This is a genomic window from Neobacillus sp. PS3-34, from assembly GCF_030915465.1.
Classification (GTDB): domain Bacteria; phylum Bacillota; class Bacilli; order Bacillales; family Cytobacillaceae; genus Neobacillus_A.
Map to the genome: position 1 here is coordinate 1,843,676 of NZ_CP133267.1, position 16,514 is coordinate 1,860,189.

At 38.9% G+C, this 16,514-nt stretch carries 15 protein-coding genes, 2 pseudogenes and 1 other annotated feature; of the genes and pseudogenes, 5 read left to right on the top strand and 12 right to left on the bottom strand.

The window, feature by feature from the left end:
- Window positions 1-66 precede the first annotated feature (66 nt).
- The gene (locus RCG23_RS09495) at window positions 67-573 is read right to left on the bottom strand and encodes an ankyrin repeat domain-containing protein (RefSeq protein WP_308179500.1); all 507 of its coding nucleotides are present in this window, start codon (window positions 571-573) and stop codon (window positions 67-69) included.
- A 256-nt stretch (window positions 574-829) separates the two neighbouring features.
- Window positions 830-3,919: an isoleucine--tRNA ligase gene (ileS, locus tag RCG23_RS09500; protein WP_308179501.1), complete on the bottom strand. Its 3,090-nt coding sequence runs from the start codon at window positions 3,917-3,919 to the stop codon at window positions 830-832.
- A gap of 234 nt (window positions 3,920-4,153) precedes the next feature.
- Window positions 4,154-4,395 (bottom strand) — a binding site (T-box leader).
- A gap of 374 nt (window positions 4,396-4,769) precedes the next feature.
- Between ileS and RCG23_RS09505 the strand changes: the two genes are divergently transcribed.
- Entirely contained in the window at window positions 4,770-5,720 is a 951-nt protein-coding gene (locus tag RCG23_RS09505) for an isopenicillin N synthase family dioxygenase (RefSeq protein ID WP_308179502.1), read from the top strand.
- 413 nt (window positions 5,721-6,133) lie between these two features.
- On the opposite strand, the gene RCG23_RS09510 is transcribed toward RCG23_RS09505, so the two are convergent.
- The 8 genes and pseudogenes from RCG23_RS09510 to RCG23_RS09545 all read right to left on the bottom strand — a co-directional run bounded on the left by RCG23_RS09510 (window position 6,134) and on the right by RCG23_RS09545 (window position 12,075).
- Complete coding sequence (locus RCG23_RS09510) at window positions 6,134-6,448, bottom strand: spore coat protein (RefSeq protein ID WP_308179503.1); 315 nt, start codon at window positions 6,446-6,448, stop codon at window positions 6,134-6,136.
- Window positions 6,449-6,470: 22 nt separating this feature from the next.
- A complete protein-coding gene (locus RCG23_RS09515) occupies window positions 6,471-6,689 on the bottom strand; it encodes a hypothetical protein (protein WP_308179504.1) in 219 nt (72 codons plus the stop codon).
- A 483-nt stretch (window positions 6,690-7,172) separates the two neighbouring features.
- On the bottom strand, window positions 7,173-8,009 hold the full coding sequence (locus RCG23_RS09520) for a DODA-type extradiol aromatic ring-opening family dioxygenase (RefSeq protein ID WP_308179505.1): 837 nt from the start codon (window positions 8,007-8,009) through the stop codon (window positions 7,173-7,175).
- Window positions 8,010-9,173: 1,164 nt separating this feature from the next.
- Window positions 9,174-9,584, bottom strand: a complete 411-nt coding sequence (locus RCG23_RS09525) for a hypothetical protein (protein WP_308179506.1) — start codon at window positions 9,582-9,584, stop codon at window positions 9,174-9,176.
- Between the two features lie 102 nt (window positions 9,585-9,686).
- Entirely contained in the window at window positions 9,687-10,085 is a 399-nt protein-coding gene (locus RCG23_RS09530) for a hypothetical protein (RefSeq protein WP_308179507.1), read from the bottom strand.
- Between the two features lie 145 nt (window positions 10,086-10,230).
- Window positions 10,231-10,404, bottom strand: coding sequence for a hypothetical protein (locus tag RCG23_RS09535; RefSeq protein WP_308179508.1), 174 nt, complete (start codon window positions 10,402-10,404; stop codon window positions 10,231-10,233).
- 25 nt (window positions 10,405-10,429) lie between these two features.
- On the bottom strand, window positions 10,430-10,795 hold the full coding sequence (locus RCG23_RS09540) for a YhfM domain-containing protein (RefSeq protein WP_308179509.1): 366 nt from the start codon (window positions 10,793-10,795) through the stop codon (window positions 10,430-10,432).
- Between the two features lie 459 nt (window positions 10,796-11,254).
- Window positions 11,255-12,075, bottom strand: a pseudogene (locus RCG23_RS09545) (radical SAM protein).
- 314 nt (window positions 12,076-12,389) lie between these two features.
- On the opposite strand from RCG23_RS09545, the gene RCG23_RS25945 reads away from it, so the two are divergent.
- Both RCG23_RS25945 and RCG23_RS09550 read left to right on the top strand, forming a co-directional pair.
- Window positions 12,390-12,569, top strand: coding sequence for a tetratricopeptide repeat protein (locus RCG23_RS25945; RefSeq protein WP_374049822.1), 180 nt, complete (start codon window positions 12,390-12,392; stop codon window positions 12,567-12,569).
- A gap of 150 nt (window positions 12,570-12,719) precedes the next feature.
- Complete coding sequence (locus RCG23_RS09550) at window positions 12,720-13,085, top strand: YybH family protein (protein ID WP_308179510.1); 366 nt, start codon at window positions 12,720-12,722, stop codon at window positions 13,083-13,085.
- Window positions 13,086-13,236: 151 nt separating this feature from the next.
- Here the strand turns inward: RCG23_RS09550 and RCG23_RS09555 are convergent, their stop codons facing one another.
- The gene (locus RCG23_RS09555; RefSeq protein WP_308179511.1) at window positions 13,237-13,971 is read right to left on the bottom strand and encodes a nucleotidyltransferase domain-containing protein; all 735 of its coding nucleotides are present in this window, start codon (window positions 13,969-13,971) and stop codon (window positions 13,237-13,239) included.
- A 401-nt stretch (window positions 13,972-14,372) separates the two neighbouring features.
- Here RCG23_RS09555 and RCG23_RS09560 point away from each other — a divergent pair.
- Together RCG23_RS09560 and RCG23_RS09565 are read left to right on the top strand one after the other, a co-directional pair.
- Window positions 14,373-15,274, top strand: a pseudogene (locus tag RCG23_RS09560) (acyl-ACP desaturase).
- A gap of 155 nt (window positions 15,275-15,429) precedes the next feature.
- Window positions 15,430-15,549 (top strand): DUF4023 domain-containing protein, encoded by a 120-nt coding sequence (locus RCG23_RS09565; protein ID WP_308179512.1) that lies wholly within the window; start codon window positions 15,430-15,432, stop codon window positions 15,547-15,549.
- A gap of 69 nt (window positions 15,550-15,618) precedes the next feature.
- On the opposite strand, the gene RCG23_RS09570 is transcribed toward RCG23_RS09565, so the two are convergent.
- Window positions 15,619-16,137, bottom strand: coding sequence for an RNA polymerase sigma factor (locus RCG23_RS09570; protein WP_308179513.1), 519 nt, complete (start codon window positions 16,135-16,137; stop codon window positions 15,619-15,621).
- Window positions 16,138-16,514 lie beyond the last annotated feature (377 nt).

The window sequence follows — 16,514 nt, forward strand, 5'->3', positions numbered from 1 at the left end:
ATAACCGCCTTTTCTTTAGGCGGTTATTTCTAAACTATTACTCTCCGTTGAATGGCCTGTTAAAAATTATTCTATAGCCCCTTTTTGTTTCAAAAGTTCGGCAACATTGATATTACCATTTTCTATTGCTAGCTCTAGTGCCGTTTTTCCATCTTCAGCTTTGGCATTGACATTTGCTCCATGTTCTAATAATAAATTGATCATTTCAATGTTATCATCATGGAATGCAGCGGTATGGAGACTTGTATGGGCGTTGCTATCAAAAATATTCGTCTGCGTATTGTGCGAAAGCAGCAGTTTAATCACTTCCATATTCCTCTCTCCTGCAATCGCGGCATGCAGAGCTGTATTAGAGGGGATATAACTGACTTTAGAATGCGATACAGCATTCACGTCTGCACCATACTCCAACAGCACCTTTACAGATTCAGCCTGGCCAAAATGTGCAGCAAATCCTAAAGGTGTTAGACCATCGCTGTTTTCAGTGTTTGCCAGTGTAGAATCAATATCCAACAAACCCTTTAATTGTTTGGTATCTCCTGTTTGAGCAGCAGAAAAGACTTCATTGATCATATTTGTTTAAACCTCCATTAATTCTGTTTTTAAGCTACTTATTTCAATGACATGAACTTATTGTAGCGAACCTGGTAAAATATTCTTTATAAACTGATTCGGAAAAACATAGGTATTTCCTGCTTTTTTATTTGATTTATTTTGATTCGTTTTAAATAATCACAATGAAGATGGTCCAATTAAAAGAAGGATCAACCAAAATCGGCTGCTCCCTCTTTAACTCACTTTTCTATTTTCCTAAGACCGCAAATTACCTTTATTCTATCCCTACAAGAACTTCCTCAATTCCAACCTGGATCTTTTCCATCCGGTCTGAGTCAGAAAAATGAAGAGTGTTTAAAACAATGCTGCTGTTGATTAACTGCATATAATCCTTCACTAATTGTTGAAATTCAGTACTGCAGTTTAGATAAAGTTCGATTCGCTTTTCAACCGGTAGGTCCATTTTTTTTCGAAGGTCTTGAATACTTCTAACGAAATCCCTCACAGTTCCTTCTCGTCTTAATTCTTCATTGATATTGGTATCCAGGATTACGGTAAAGTTTCGGCTGGAGGCTTCAGCAAATCCTTTTAATGCGGCTGTTTTTTGCAAAACTACCTCTTCTTTTTCCAATACGATAACCTCTTGATTTTTCAATGCAATGGTTAGTGTTCCTTCATTTAGAAAACGCTGAACTTCTTCTGTTGTGGCATTGCTAAGTCCTTGATTTACTTCATTTACCGCTTTACCCAGCCTTGGTCCTGCTGCCTTAAAATTAAGCTTCAATTGATAATCGATAAGGTCATTTGAGGAATCAGCCCACTCTACCATCTTAAGATTAAGTTCGTCTTTAATGATGTCCTCAAAAGAGCTTAGTGAATCACCATCAGAATCATTCGTAATAATCACCATTTTAGCAAGTGGCTGTTTTGTTTTAACCTGGTGGGCGTGTCGGACACTTCTCCCTAACTCCACAATTTCTAAAACTGCCTGCATTTGATTTTCAAGCTCTTCGTCTATTAAATCCTTCTGAGCAACCGGATATTCTGCTAAATGGACACTTTCTCCTGTTAACGAAAAATATATTTCTTCTGAAATAAACGGAACAAACGGAGCCAGCAGCTTTGATATATCTGTCAATAATTTGTGTAGTGTCTGAAAGGCCGCTGCTTTATCATCTGACATTCCTTGACTCCAAAAACGATCCCTGTTTCTGCGGATATACCAATTACTGATTTCTTCGACCAGTTTTCCTGCCACTCTTGCGGCAGTTGTTACCTGATAATGATCCATTTCTTTTTTCATAAGATTTGAAGTTGTCGTTAACCTTGAAAGAATCCAACGATCCATTAGGGATATCGACTCGCTTTTATGCAGCTCTGGATTAAATGAATCTATCTCGGCGTAAAGGCTGTAAAAATGATATAAGCTGGAAAGTGTATCAACGAGCTTTGACTTTGCTTCCTGAACATTTCGTTCTGAAAATCTTTTCGGATTCCACGGTGCACTGTCTTCAATTAGAGACCACCTGAGAGCGTCTGCACCAAAGGCATTGATTAGTTCCATTGGGTCTAAAGCATTCCCTTTGCTTTTCGACATTTTTTGTCCATGTTCATCTAAAACATGGCCTGTGGCAAGGACATTTTTATAAGGTGCCTTACCCGTATAGAGAATAGACACTGCAAGTAATGAGTAAAACCATCCTCTTGTCTGGTCGATTCCCTCTATTACCACATCGGCAGGGAATTGTTTTTGAAATAGCTCATTATTTTCAAATGGAATATGGTATTGAGCAAACGGCATCGAACCACTATCAAACCAGACATCAATGACCTCAGGTGTCCTGTGCATCGTTCCCTTACAGGATGGGCACGTAAACGTAATGGAGTCTACGTAAGGTTTATGAAGCTCGATATCTAAAATATCTTCGTTTGCTCTATTTTTCAGCTCATGCATACTCTTTGGTGTAACTTCAGTTTCACAGAAAGAACAGACCCAGACATTTAATGGCGTTCCCCAATAACGGTTCCTGCTGATATTCCAGTCTACTAATCCTTCTAAAAAGTTGCCAAATCGCCCATTCCTAATATGCTCAGGGTACCAGTTTACAGTTTTGTTTTGGATGATAAATTCATCCTTTAGTTCAGTCGTTTTGATAAACCAGCTTTCAGTAGCATAATAAAGTAATGGAGTATCACATCTCCAGCAATGAGGGTAGGAATGCTCATACTTTTCCTTATGAAACAATAATCCTTTTTCATGCAATAATTTAACAATTGCAACATCACTTTCTTTAACCAGCTGCCCAGCCAGAGGCTTTACAGCATCCACATATCTTCCGCTTTCGTCTACGACATGAATAAAGGATAGTCCGTTTTCTTGAACTAAACGGTAATCATCCTCTCCATATGCTGGTGCAATATGGACAATTCCAGTACCGCTTTCTTCTGTAACAAATTTTGCTTCGACAATCCGATGTCCATTCTTTACTTCAACAAAATCAAATGGCGGCTGATAAGAAAGACCAGCCAGCTGTTTACCTTTCAACGTTTCCAGGATGGTATACGGTTTATTGATTACCTGGTCTAATCTGGAGGCCGCAACAATGTAAGTTTCATCGTTTGTTTTAACCCTTACATAATCAAATTCTCCATTTACAGCTAAAGCTACATTTGCAGGAAGAGTCCATGGAGTAGTGGTCCACCCAAGCACATATTCATTTTCTTTTTCCAGGAGTTTAAATTTTACTGTTGCACTTAAATCTTTTACCACTTTATATCCTTGAGCCACTTCATGAGAACTTAAGGATGTTTGGCAGCTTGGGCAATAGGGCGAGACTCGGTGCCCTTTATAAAGCCATCCCTTTTCATGAATGGTCCCTAAAATGTTCCAAACCGATTCGATATAATCATTCTCCATCGTCATATATGGATGATCCATATCAACCCAATAGCCTAAATCTCTTGTGAATTCTCTCCATTGCTTTTCATACGAAAACACACTTTCTTTACATTTATTAATAAAAGATTCAACACCGTATTCTTCAATTTCTTTCTTTCCGGAGATGCCAAGTGCTTTTTCTACGCCTAATTCAACGGGTAAGCCGTGGGTATCCCATCCTGCTTTCCTAACGACATGCTTTCCGCTCATCGTTTGGTACCTCGCAATAATATCCTTGAGTGTCCTTCCTAATGCATGCCCAACATGCGGAAGTCCATTAGCTGTAGGCGGACCTTCATAAAATACAAAAGTCTCTTTGTTTTTTCTATTCTCCATTGATTGCTGAAAAATATTGTTTTGTTCCCAAAAATTCAATATCCTTCTTTCCCGCTTGGTCCTGCTTTCCTTCTGATTGCTAACATCCATGTTAAAACCTCCTTTTTAAAAAATAAGCTCTGTTAAACTTGCCTGTTGATTTCCGCTCCAGGCGCTCGCTTTCCGCGGACGGTCCGGGAGCCTCCTCGGCGCTGTGCGCCTGTGGGGTCTCCCTTGACTCGCTTTTCCCGCAGGAGTCTCGCGCCTTACGCTCCAATCAACATTTTGTCAAAATCAACTATGTGCTTTAACATAGCTAAAAAATAAAAAACACCCGTCCCTATAGAAAGGGACGAGTGTATTACCCGCGTTACCACCCAAATTCTGTTGCAAAACACAACAGCGCTTTGTCACCGTACAATCATACGTGTTCCTTTTAACGGCGGAAACCCGTCAAGACTTACTCTATGTTCAGTCTTGCATCTCAGAGATGATTTTTTTCGATAAGGCTTCCTCGCTGGCTTCCACCATACCCAGCTCGCTGTTAGAGTTTTTCCTCACGTACTTGTTCTCTTCATTGACTTTATAAAATGGAATATTTTGTTTATAATAACACCTTTTTATTTAACAAACAATGGGTTTACAATATGTTCATAACAACTTATTAATACTTTATTTCAAACTATTCAATAAGGGCAAAAACGGCAGCCACAGTTACCCTGCGTGCTGCCGTCCGTTATGCTATTAAGTTCTTCTAATTGGTCTCCCCAATAGGGAAAGTTCATGAGTCGAACTATGGAAATAATCGATGTCCTTCTCCCTATTTTTTTTTGCGATTTACTCCTTTCAAAAATAAGCTGCTGGTCATCATCGTCCTATTAATTCCTATTGTTTTTTCACTATACATATGTTATTTTTTAATAGTTTGATAACGCTTTCAACTTAGAAAGGAGAGAAAAAAATGACACAACCAATGATTCGCACTTTAAACCTGAAGAACTTTACATACGGCAACTCAGAACAGCGGGCTACCTTTGCAGAACAATTTGCTGCAGGATTAAAAGAAACGGGCTTTATTATTTTAGAGGGCCATGGTGTAGATCCAAAGCTAATCGACAGAAACTATGAGCTTTGGCAAGAATTATTCAACATGGATGTTGAAACGAAAAAGAAATACGAAGGAATTAATGGGGGCCAACGTGGTTATACAGGCTTTGGTAAAGAGCATGCTAAAAACCGTACAGTAGGCGATTTGAAAGAGTTCTGGCATGTTGGACAGGAATTGCCTGTGGGACACCCTTTAAGCAGCCAATACTCAGCAAATATTTGGCCAACAGAGCTTCCAGAACTTCAAATCAAAGCTGTATCTTTTTATCGTGAATTAGAGCGTGTTGCGCGCAATATGCTAGAAGCACTTGCGATGCATTTTGACCTTCGCCCTAACTTCTTTTCAGATATGATTCAAGATGGAAACAGTATTTTGCGTACAATTCACTATCCTCCATTACATGATTCAATGGATCCAAATGCAATCCGTGCGGCAGAGCATGAAGATATCAACTTAATTACATTATTAGTAGAATCTACTGCTTCTGGATTAGAATTATTAACACACGATGGAGAATGGATGCCAGTTAAGGCTGAAAAAGGACAAATCATTGTAGATGCAGGGGATATGCTGTCCCGTATTTCAAATGAAGTCATTCCAGCAACAACGCATCGTGTTGTGAATCCTGAAGGTGAAAATACGGCTCGTTATTCTATGCCGTTCTTCGTTCATCCATACAGCAATTGCTTGCTTGAAACAATTCCAGCTTGTATCTCTGAAGACAATCCGGAAAAATACCCGGCAATCACAGCTGGTGACTTTTTGTACCAAAGGCTGGTTGAGATCGGCTTAATTAAAAAATAATAGATTAATAACTTGGGATTATTTAACAGACAGTCATGTTAATCATCCATAAAATTAAGGGCTTCTCACAACCGCTGCGGTAGTGAAGAAGCCCTTTTTTATAACACGAATCCCGTATCTAATTAGTTTTGCAATTAGGTTTTTAAAAGCAAATCGTTGAAAAAGAAGTTGATTGGAACAGAAGGTGCGAGCTCCTCGAAAATGCTCTCGCATTTCCTTCGTGCGGTGTTGATTCTAGGAAGCTGATTCAACGTCCTGCGGGAGCAGCGGGACAGGTGAGACCCCACAGGCGCTGTGCGCCGAGGAGGCTCACTGCCCGCCCCGCGGAAAGCGAGCATCCTGGAGTGGAAATCAACTACTCCTTCAATAGCAACAACGTATACGAAAACAGCCTAAACTTAAGTAGAAAACTGTTAACTTAAACCTAGATTTTGCTGGACCATTTGATTTGTCTGCATTTGAGTTTGCTGGTATGTATTCATCTGCTTGTTAATCTCCTGGTACGCTGCAGGAGACGACGTATTATACCAGCCTTGTTGGCTCATCAATTGATACGTCTGGCCCTGAAGTTTTAATGTGTTTTGCAGAAGCTGCTCGAACATCTGGCGAACCTGTGGACAGTTGGATTCAGTAGCTGCTGTTGTATATTCTCTTGCTGTTCGTTTAAGATCTGCTAAAAATGTATAAACAATGTCTTGTTCCTGAAGAACTGGTATTTGCTGATTCATTTATTAAACCTCCTAATCATCATTACTGCAATTTTGGTGCAAGTGGTGCATGCTGTTGTAAAGTGGTTAACAATTGTTGATAATGCTGTTTATGCTGCTGTGATAATTGATTAAATAATTGTTGAACTGCAGGCGTTTGTGAATGAGATAATGCGACAACAGTTTGCTTAATTAATAAATCTTCATTTGACATGGAATCAACAATATATTCAAGCTCTTTTGCTGTTAACGGCTGTACCATTTTTTAGCCCTCCTTTTTATCACACTTCCTTTTCTACTTTTTACTTAAAATTTGGATTTCATTACAATATTGTTAGGTAAATAATTTAAAACTTGATAAATATTACCATTTACTTATATAAAAGATATCGATTCTACATACGAAGTTTTGCGAAGATGCGATTAATGATATCCAAAAAACCACTTTAATGATCGGAATTAATCGTGAATTTCAAAGGAGAGATAGTCTTTAATAAAACATCATGGCCTTTTATGGGAAGGTTATGGTTATCAAGGTTGTATCCAACAAAAAAAGACCCAGAAATTTAGGTCTTTATCGCATACATGTTTTTTTGTTATCCCCGATATCTCGATAACTTGATGAAAACTCCCAATCCGGCAAGAAACACGCCTAAACATAATAAACTACCCGGAGTACCCCAAGCTATTTCGTTTAACATATGTATCATTTCACCCTTTCTTTATTAATAATAAATTCATCATTTTATTGTAAATTAATTTTTAAAGTCTCTTTCTTTACAATTCCCGTACACAGCATTCCAAAATAAGTCGGCGCTTCATATGACAAAAACTCCACCTTGCGTTCTTCCGATGGAATAGCTCCGGCAAGGATGAGAGTTTGCCAATTGCCGTCCGGTTTTGCTGCATCTAGATATTCATCATCAAAATCACCCATTCTTTCCAGCTGGTTTTGTTTGATGAGTTCGATCACCTCTTCATCCAGCCTTTTTGCAGCTGGATTATAGCCATATGGGCCGGTTTCTGCATGAGTATGCGACCAATCACAGCTGGCAATCAATCCAATTCGTTTTGATGAAGCCTGGACTGCTTTTCTTAATGCTTTACCAAATTGCACATGTTTTTCGTATGGAATTTCTCTTGAGGGAGTTATTACTACAATCGGTACGTCTGGCATAAACCGAAGCGGAACAATCGCTCCCCAATCAAGAGGCAGACAGGAAATCGGGCCTGCAGCTGTTCCATAATTAATCGTACCAACAGGAAGCTCAGCAGCGGAAGCCTTATCAGCAATACTTCTTGCCAGCTCGCGGTCAATCCTTTTTTCCATAGTAAAAGTAAGGCCTCTCTCTTCGGCAATTCCTTCCATTCTTTCACAATCCGTGATGGAAAATTGCCCGTTGATCCGCGTACCATGCGGTGTCAGGACAATAATCGTATCAGGCTGTGCACTTTCCATATCCCTGCCCATTTTTATCAAGCTATTTCGTGTCAGCGACATTCTGCCCGGATCATCCCCTGCCATTTCAGGAATGATTTCCATACCATGCGGTGCAATACAAGCAAAAACAAAAGGATTCATTCTTTTACCCTCCTTAACTTCCTAACTATTAAATTAAAGAGGAACTGTGAAAAATCCTTTTAAGGTTAGGCTGTTTTCTAAAAGATTTTTGTTTTTAGTAGTAGTTGATTTCCGCTTCAGGATGCTCGCTTTCCACGGGGTGGGCGGTGAGCCTCCTCGTCGCTGAAGCGACTGCGGGGTCTCACCTGTCCCACTGCTCCCGCAGGAGTCTCGCACCTTCCGCTCCAATCAACTTCTTTATCAACCATCTGATTCACTCTAAATAGCAACAAAGTTTACGAAAACAGCCTAAGGTTAAAATACTTTTCCACAAAAAAAGCACTGGGTTTTTACTAACGGGTTTACTTGTGAGGTGCAAAAAGGTAAATCGCAGATCAAATTAAATAGCAAATCACATAAACTTCACAGCATAATTCACAGTCAAAAAGGCTTAGAGATGCAAATATCTCTAAGTTTTTTTTGAATTTTCTTTTTTTCACTAAGGCAAGCTTGATAAATAAGCGGAGAATTTTCTCTTAATTAGGAAATAGCACTGAAAATAGCTTAAATAGACGGAAAGATTCCGACTATTGACTCGAAAAACGTGAAAATGGTTAATTTTTCTTTGCTTAAATGGAAAACCTCCGCTTATATACCCCGAATCGAGCTCTATTCTGCAGTCTAACCGAAAAATCTCCGCTTATTTAAATATTACTGGGTACTCAATTAAGGATAAGACCTCTTACTAAATCACAAATAATTCACACACCCTCCAATAATTATTTCATACCCTGTGATTTACTATGTTAATTAAGACAAAATAAGCAATTAAAATTCGCCAAAATGTTGATAAATCATAAAAAAACGCACTGTGAATTATATCGTGAATTCAAGTGCGTTTTCCTTTGTGTTTTACAATGTTTGCACCTCTAAAGTAAACCCGTTAGGTTTTCACCAATGCTTTTTACATTCAATTCCATGGTTTTAACACAATAGCATTCTATCCTCACGATGAGAAAGAAGTATTTATTTAACGGTAAAACTTTCTAAACTAGAGAAAAGACACAATCGTTTTGTCTGAAAATGCGTAGCTTGATAGTAAGGAAGGGAACAAATAAATTACATTTCCTTCTATATTTTATAAGGAGGTTATTATATGCAACAAACCATTTCACCACAGGATATTCAAATGGCTGCGGATGAGTTGATCCTGTCTGGGAGCGGGGACTTCATGTTTGAGGACCCATTTTCCCTTGGACCACTAAGCAGACGCTCTTCTAGACGGTCTTCCAGACGTTCTTCTAGACGTTCTTCCAGACGTTCTTCTAGGCGCTCTTCCAGACGTTCTTCCAGGCGTTCTTCCAGACGTTCTTCTAGACGTTCTTCCAGACGTTCTTCCAGACGTTCTTCTAGGCGCTCTTCCAGACGTTCTTCCAGACGTTCTTCCAGGCGTTCTTCCAGGCGTTCTTCCAGGCGTTCTTCAAGGAGACGCTCTTCAAGGAGACGCTCTTCAAGGAGACGCTCTTCAAGGAGACGCTCTTCAAGGAGACGCTCTTCTAGACGGCGTCGGACATAATTTTCACCATTATATAACACTTTAATAAGTGCCAGGCACTCTCCTAATGGTGCCCGGCACTTATTCCATTAAAACGGAACTACTTAATATATATAACACCATTACATTTAAACTCAATTCTATCAGAGGGGCTTTACCACGATAGCTTGAGAAGAACTGGTTACCACACAGCCTTTTAAATCATCCTCATTTAAAAAGTTCAAATTCATGGCTGCATTGATTTTCTCTTCATCCGGTTTTTTGACGACCCGAATCAGATCCTTCATATTTAATTCTTCCAGCCTCTTAACAGTTTCCACTTCATTAAACTTTTGCGTATTTCTTATTTGCCGTTGCAATTTGTAATTATGGACCGTGATTTCGCCTTTTACATTTTTACCAACTAAATTATCAAAATAGATATGGAAGGTTTTCTTTAATTCATCGAGTTCTTTTTCTAATTCTTTTTTTCTTTCACTAAGCAGGTTGTATTTAATCACCATGTCTTTTGTTATCAAATGATCATTATCGTTTGCCATCATTCTCACCCCAAATGAAAAGATACTCAATCTTATTTTCATCGAGGGAGAAATATGACAAGGACTATAGCACAATAGGCAGTTCATCGTAGCTAATAACCTTTTTAAAAATCTTATAATTAGACGAAGTATTAACAGGAGCCATTCATTATTTTTTATTTTTTTTTGAAGAACCCGTAAATGGATTTATTTCATTTGATAAGTCTCTTCCAGCTTCTTTTTCTTCATGAGATATCCGTTTTCCTAATGAGGTATAATACAAAATCCAAGCTCCGAAAGATAATAATCCAACAATGGCAGTTACCCAAAATGCAACACCCATATTTACACCTCCGAAAAAGAAACCTTTATTTTGACAAAAGCTTCAAAAGTTTTTCTGCATCAAATTTTGCCAACGTATAACCTGTTTGAGTATTTTCATTATCCATAATCATTCCGTTGTGATGATCACCCAACCAAAGTGAGTATGATTTTGTTTTTTTATTTTTGTATATGATTTTAAACTTATAGTTACTCTTACGTACATCTAATACCCCATCAATTTTTTTGCTATGTTGGATTGCGTGTAAAAAAATTTGAATATCATCTTTACCATCGAATGCAGCTGTTTTTTCACCAGTTACTATTATTTTTTTAACATTCCCACTTAGATTGGTGCACCCTGTAATCAAGAGTCCAATAACTAAAAAAAGTAACACTGCCGGCTTATTCATAGGCTCCATCTCCTCTTAAAGAAGGGAAAATATAAAAATATTACAAAAGAGGTGATAGCGCCTCTTTTATTCTACTTAGTATTGGCTAGCATCAAAAAAGAAAATAGCTCAGGTACTCTTTCTTTAAAGAACTTATAGTGATGCTCGGCATCATTTATCTGATTCCGCCTTTCGCTTATTACTTATGGTTTTTTTAAAAATCAATTTCAAGAATAAATTACTTTTAAATTCTTTATATCCATATTAAATCTCATGATGAGCCCCTAAATAAAATTACAATATTTAACAATATCATATCATTGAAGTTGCAATTATTCGAGTTATTAATTTTATATTTCTTTTTCTTTATTAGTTTTTCTGTTTTGCGAGTTTAACTATTTATTTAGCCTGAGGCCCAGTTCCACTTTTTTAAAAAAACCCTTCCCGCAAATAGCAGAAAGGGCAAATTTTTCTTATCAATTAATCCGGACTAAATCCTTTTTGAGAAACCAGGAGCTGCACATCCTCCAATTCCTCTCTGAGCATTTTTAAAACGACCTTATAAGCAGTGGGGTTATACCACTTTTCCATTCCCATCTGTTTATATATCTCATAAACTCCTAATTTGGCTGTCCGCACTCCGCCGCTTCCGTCTCCCATCCAAAAATCGTCCAATGTTACCCGCCTGGCGATGTTTTTTAGTTTACTCGGAAATTCTCTTGAACACGGCAACAAGGGGGCAATTGTCGCTTGCGTCAATATCCCTGCATCGGTTATTTCTTTCAATGCCTGCATCCTCGCGGGTATTGGCGGGGCCGATGGAGCAAATGCCTTCCTGATATCTTCCTTATCTGTTTCAATTGTCATCGACACCCTGATCCTGTCTCCGAATTGTTTGAATAAATCGATGTCCCTTTTGACTAAGGGTGAACGAGTTTGCACGAACAAAAAATCCGGACGCTCCTCCAGCATGGCTTCCAACAAACTTCTCGTTAGCTTTATTTTTGCTTCAATAGGCTGATACGGGTCTGTAGCTGATGACATGAACAAAGTAACAGACCCCTTCTTCCTGGCCTTCGCCAGTTCCTTTTTAACAGCTCGGCGGCATTTGTTTTAATATCGATCCATGTTCCCCACTCTTCCTCGCGAAAAAGGGAAACGGGAAGCTGCCTCACATAGCAGTAGCTGCAGCCAAACGCACAGCCGGCATACGGATTCAATGAATGCGAATAATCGGCTAATAAACCCCGCCCTGGAGTCAAAATGCTTTTTGAAACAATATCTCTAATATTAATTTGCAATCTGATCACCTTATTTCAGAGACAAAAAATTTAATTTCACCATATCACAGAAACCAACTTCATCAAAACAAATAATTTACCTCATAAATTACAATTTTCCCACAATGAGGTAAAATAAATCTAGAATTAGCCGAAGGGGGTACTTTATGCTATCAAACGCTCTTAAACTATTAAAGGAAAACCCAATGAAGAAGCTCGTGTTATTTTATGTGACCTTGTATTAAAAAATCCTGATAATTCAATGATTCATTATCATTGTGGCTGTGTCCATGACACACTGGAATTAGAAAGGGAAGCAGCACCTTATTACGAACATGCTATCGTTGGGTATTTCCGGTGAGAATAGAGAACGGACTTATATTCAATTAGGAAGTACATATCGCTGTATTGGTGAATACAAAAAAGCTCTTGAGTTGTTAAAAAAGGGGCTAAATGAATTTCCCTGCAACAATGGCATTAAAATCTTCTACGCTATGACACTCCATAATCTATGAAAACACTCCGAGGCTGTATCACTGCTTATCCAACTTGCATGCTGCTCATCCGACCCATGGATTAAAACATACGAACGCGCTTTATCCTTTTATTCCGAACATATTGATGAGAAATGGTAAGGTAATATCACGTAAATGGAGGAATTTGAAATGTCTGTCCAAAAAGCACTGGAAGGTTATATACAAGCCACAAATACTCATGTTTTTGAGAATGTAAGTAAGTTTGTTGCTCCGGAGGCGGTATATTGGTTTACAAAAAAGGAATGCATAGGGCTCAAAGAAATTGAAGAATACTTCATTAATTCCTGGAATCTGATTAAGGATGAAGTTTACAGCATATCAAATGTAAATTGGATCTCTATGGACGAAAAAAGCGCAACCTGCCTCTATACATACCATTGGGAGGGTTACTACAACGGGGATTTAATAAAGGGTTTTGGCAATGCCACCAACGTTTTTATAATAATAAATAATGAGTGGAAATTAATTCATGAGCATTTAAGCTCTTTAACATAACTACCAACTTCATCAGAAGGATTAAAAAAAGTATCCCTAAATTTTGGGATACTTTTTATAACTATTGAATACATAGAAACCTTATTTTCCAAATAAAAAAGTGTAATAAACGGCTCAAAGATGAAAATGTAATTTCAAATTGGATCGTTGCTTATGCAGTTGCTTCACTCTTTCCTAAAGAAAAGCCCGTAAATAACGGCCCGCCATATGGCTCTAAGACTGTTTCGACTAATTGAATTATTTTCGATTTTTCACCTGTTTTGTAAAAAGTGTCAAAGGCTTCAACAAAGCATGCTGTAAATTGTGGATCGAAGTGATTTAAAGAACGTATGACCCATTTCGAAACCCCTAACCATTGGCCATTTGTTCTCGAATAGAATTCATTCGCCAATTCAGCCAGAGTATTGGCAATAAATATCTCTTCCCCTCTGTTGGTACAGCCTTTAAAATCATCAAGTGCATCGGTAAGAAAGTACCGTTTGACAGTGATGGTTTCTTCCGGCCATTTTTCAGGACCTTTTTCCATAATCAACCGAGCTTCTTTTTTAATTGCGTCGATCCTTCCGGTTCCGTCATCCTTTAAAATTAGTCCCTCTGAAACCATTCTTGGCATGCTAGGCCGCGCTCTTTCAGCATCACCTATAAAAAAGGACTGATAAGAGGTAAAGTTATGGGCAAAGGCTTCGATATTCCAGCCAAAGTCAATGAACGACTCCCTGTAAGAGAAATTAAGCTGATCATCGAATACGACGATATCAAGATCGGACGTTTCCGTTGCCTCTCCCCGGATGACACTCCCTGCTAAAATTGCACCTTGGCAATTCGGAAAATGTTTGGATACCACCTGTTTTGCTGCCTCAATAGGATCTAATCTCAATCCCTTCACCTCAATTCTAGTTATTAGTAATTGTTTATTTCCATATTCAAAGAAAAATTCCTTTTTGGCATTATTTTCATTTTCACTAAAAAAGTTATCTAATGAATAATAAATTTCTGCTTAACGAATAGTAATCACCCCTTTAATTCGGGCATGAGCCTTAGATTTTCAATCGAACCTTCGATCAAGTGCTCAAAGGAATATGAACATTTGTTCAATAACAAAAACCGCAAAACAACAGGACTGGCGGGCAACTAATCAAACGTTTGATTGACTTTTCTATTTGCCATTCTGTCCTTTTCACCCAGTAACCTCCCTTGAACCAAACTTTCTTTAGTGCCACATCTTTTGCTTTCCAATGAATAATTTTATAGAATAATATGAATAGTGTTAACGAGGGGGAAGAAAAATTGCTGACGAACCATTTAGACTTTAGGCTCGAACCACAATTGAAGGACCTTTATGAAGAACACAAAAAAAGGGCTGCCAAAATAGATTGGGGTTACCACGACTTTTTGCCATGGGACAAGGCACAGGATTTCCGCAGGGTACCCTGGAGTCCCGAGCAGGTAACTCTTCCGCCGGGGGTAGTGACTGCGATTGAGACTGCACTTCTCACTGAAGTAAATCTTCCGTGGTTCACGTCTTATTTAGACCAAACCTTTAAAGGATCACTCACTGTCATTAAGGATTTTGTCCATACATGGACTGCAGAGGAGGACCAGCACTCCAATCTGCTGGAAACCTACCTTCTTATCACAAGAAATGCAGACCCAAAACGTATTCGCCAATTACACAAGCAGACAGTAGAAGGCGGATTTGAGCCGGATTTTCATACTCCGTTTGAAACAATGGTTTATACTTCCCTTCAAGAATTAGCAACAATGGTGTTTTATAATAACGTTGCTAAAGTAGCAGTGCGCACGATAAGGAATTGGCGACCCTCCTTAGAAGACTGGCCAAGGATGAAACGCTTCATTATGCTTTTTACAGGGATGTCATCAAGCTTCACCTGGAATTGGAGCCGAATTACTGTTACTATCTCGGCTATGTTATCAAGAATTTCAGAATGCCAGGTGCTGTTATGCCTGATTTCGAAGATCGGATGGCCATTATTGCGAAAGAAGCAAATTATGGGCCGCTCGAGTATTTTGATCAAGTATTGGATGTTATTGTAGACTATTGGGATATTGCTAACCTTAGACCGATTGCACCGGAAGCTGAAAAAGCGCGTTTGGAAATCCTGAATTATCATGCAAGGCTTAAACGAGTGAGAGACCGTTTTTTCTCCAGTTCAAACCGCAGCAAATAGCGTAAGGGACGGAATACCGTATCATTCTGCGAGCCCCTTTGCTCCTAACTAGTATGCCTGCAGAAAGCTTTCATGTTTTTTCAAAAGTGACTACATGCTTTTAGACCGAATTGGTTAAAGTAACATCGAGGTATTTTAATCAAGGAGGGGTAATCATGGATAACACACATGAGTACGTAGAGAAATTGCACGAGAAGCAGAAGAAGGATGAGCAAAACAAAAAGCGCCAAAGCAAGGGGCATCAAGGCTACAAGCTTCCAAATAAGCAGCATTAGAACAAAGCATCGGCTTTTAAAAAGAAGAGTGACAGGCACCTTCCAGTAAATAGGAAGGTGCCTGTCACTTTAGGCTGATTCCCTTGCAAATGCCTGCTTCAATTGCTTCCTCGCCCTGTATAGGCGGGTCTTAACCGTCGCCGATTTCAATTGGAGAAGGCCGGCTATTTCATTTTCTTTTAAACCATACTCTGCCTTTAATATAAGCACTTCCTGATATTCAGGTGACAACTGCTTAATGGTGCGGTTCAAATCTTCCTTAAAAAGAAGAATATCTACCTCTTCTTCTGTATTGAAACGGGCTGGAGTCCGGCCATGCACCTGTTCCATGAATGACTGATCTGCTGGCAAGCAGTTTTTTCTCTTTTCTGCACGCACAAAGTCAATCGCAGTCCTGGTTGTAATTGCAGACAGCCAGGAGCTGATTTTATCCGAATCCTCCACCGTATCGATTTTTTTATAAGCTTTAATAAGCGATTCCTGTACAACATCCTCTGCCAGGAATCGGTCTCTGGTGATTGAATAGGCAATACAGAATAACCTCCTGGAGTTCATGGAAACTAATTGATTGAAATCAATGTCGGCCATGCCTCCACCCCCTTTTTGTTTAAAATTTTTTTTTATTTAAGGCTCTTATCGTAAACTTTGTATCTGTGATAATTTTGCTCACTTAGATACCACTCAAGACTAATATTGGTGTATTCAATAGTACTCGAGTCCGAATCAGAGGGGTTTTGGCCTTTCTCTCACTTATGATGACCATTTCTTCCACTTTAGACATGCGTTTCGGTCTTCATTCCCCTTATGAAAACCATTTTCTGCTCTCGAGGCAGGGATTTCGGTCTTCATTGCTCCTTTGGGTATCTTTTTTGATGGGATTTTGCTCATGACCTCGCTTATGAAGACCGTTTCTTCCACCTTAGACTGGCGTTTCGGTCTTCATTCCCCTTATGAAGACCATTTTC

Excerpts from the sequence above, each read along its gene's own strand:
- RCG23_RS09540 (WP_308179509.1), bottom strand. The coding sequence starts at position 10,795 with ATGAATAAGCCGGCAGTGTTACTTTTTTTAGTTATTGGACTCTTGATT.
- RCG23_RS09510 (WP_308179503.1), bottom strand. The coding sequence starts at position 6,448 with ATGAATCAGCAAATACCAGTTCTTCAGGAACAAGACATTGTTTATACA.
- RCG23_RS09535 (WP_308179508.1), bottom strand. The coding sequence starts at position 10,404 with ATGGGTGTTGCATTTTGGGTAACTGCCATTGTTGGATTATTATCTTTC.
- RCG23_RS09530 (WP_308179507.1), bottom strand. The coding sequence starts at position 10,085 with ATGATGGCAAACGATAATGATCATTTGATAACAAAAGACATGGTGATT.
- ileS (WP_308179501.1), bottom strand. The coding sequence starts at position 3,919 with ATGGATGTTAGCAATCAGAAGGAAAGCAGGACCAAGCGGGAAAGAAGG.
- RCG23_RS09505 (WP_308179502.1), top strand. The coding sequence starts at position 4,770 with ATGACACAACCAATGATTCGCACTTTAAACCTGAAGAACTTTACATAC.
- RCG23_RS09565 (WP_308179512.1), top strand. The coding sequence starts at position 15,430 with ATGGATAACACACATGAGTACGTAGAGAAATTGCACGAGAAGCAGAAG.
- RCG23_RS25945 (WP_374049822.1), top strand. The coding sequence starts at position 12,390 with ATGCTATCGTTGGGTATTTCCGGTGAGAATAGAGAACGGACTTATATT.
- RCG23_RS09495 (WP_308179500.1), bottom strand. The coding sequence starts at position 573 with ATGATCAATGAAGTCTTTTCTGCTGCTCAAACAGGAGATACCAAACAA.
- RCG23_RS09550 (WP_308179510.1), top strand. The coding sequence starts at position 12,720 with ATGTCTGTCCAAAAAGCACTGGAAGGTTATATACAAGCCACAAATACT.
- RCG23_RS09515 (WP_308179504.1), bottom strand. The coding sequence starts at position 6,689 with ATGGTACAGCCGTTAACAGCAAAAGAGCTTGAATATATTGTTGATTCC.
- RCG23_RS09520 (WP_308179505.1), bottom strand. The coding sequence starts at position 8,009 with ATGAATCCTTTTGTTTTTGCTTGTATTGCACCGCATGGTATGGAAATC.
- RCG23_RS09570 (WP_308179513.1), bottom strand. The coding sequence starts at position 16,137 with ATGGCCGACATTGATTTCAATCAATTAGTTTCCATGAACTCCAGGAGG.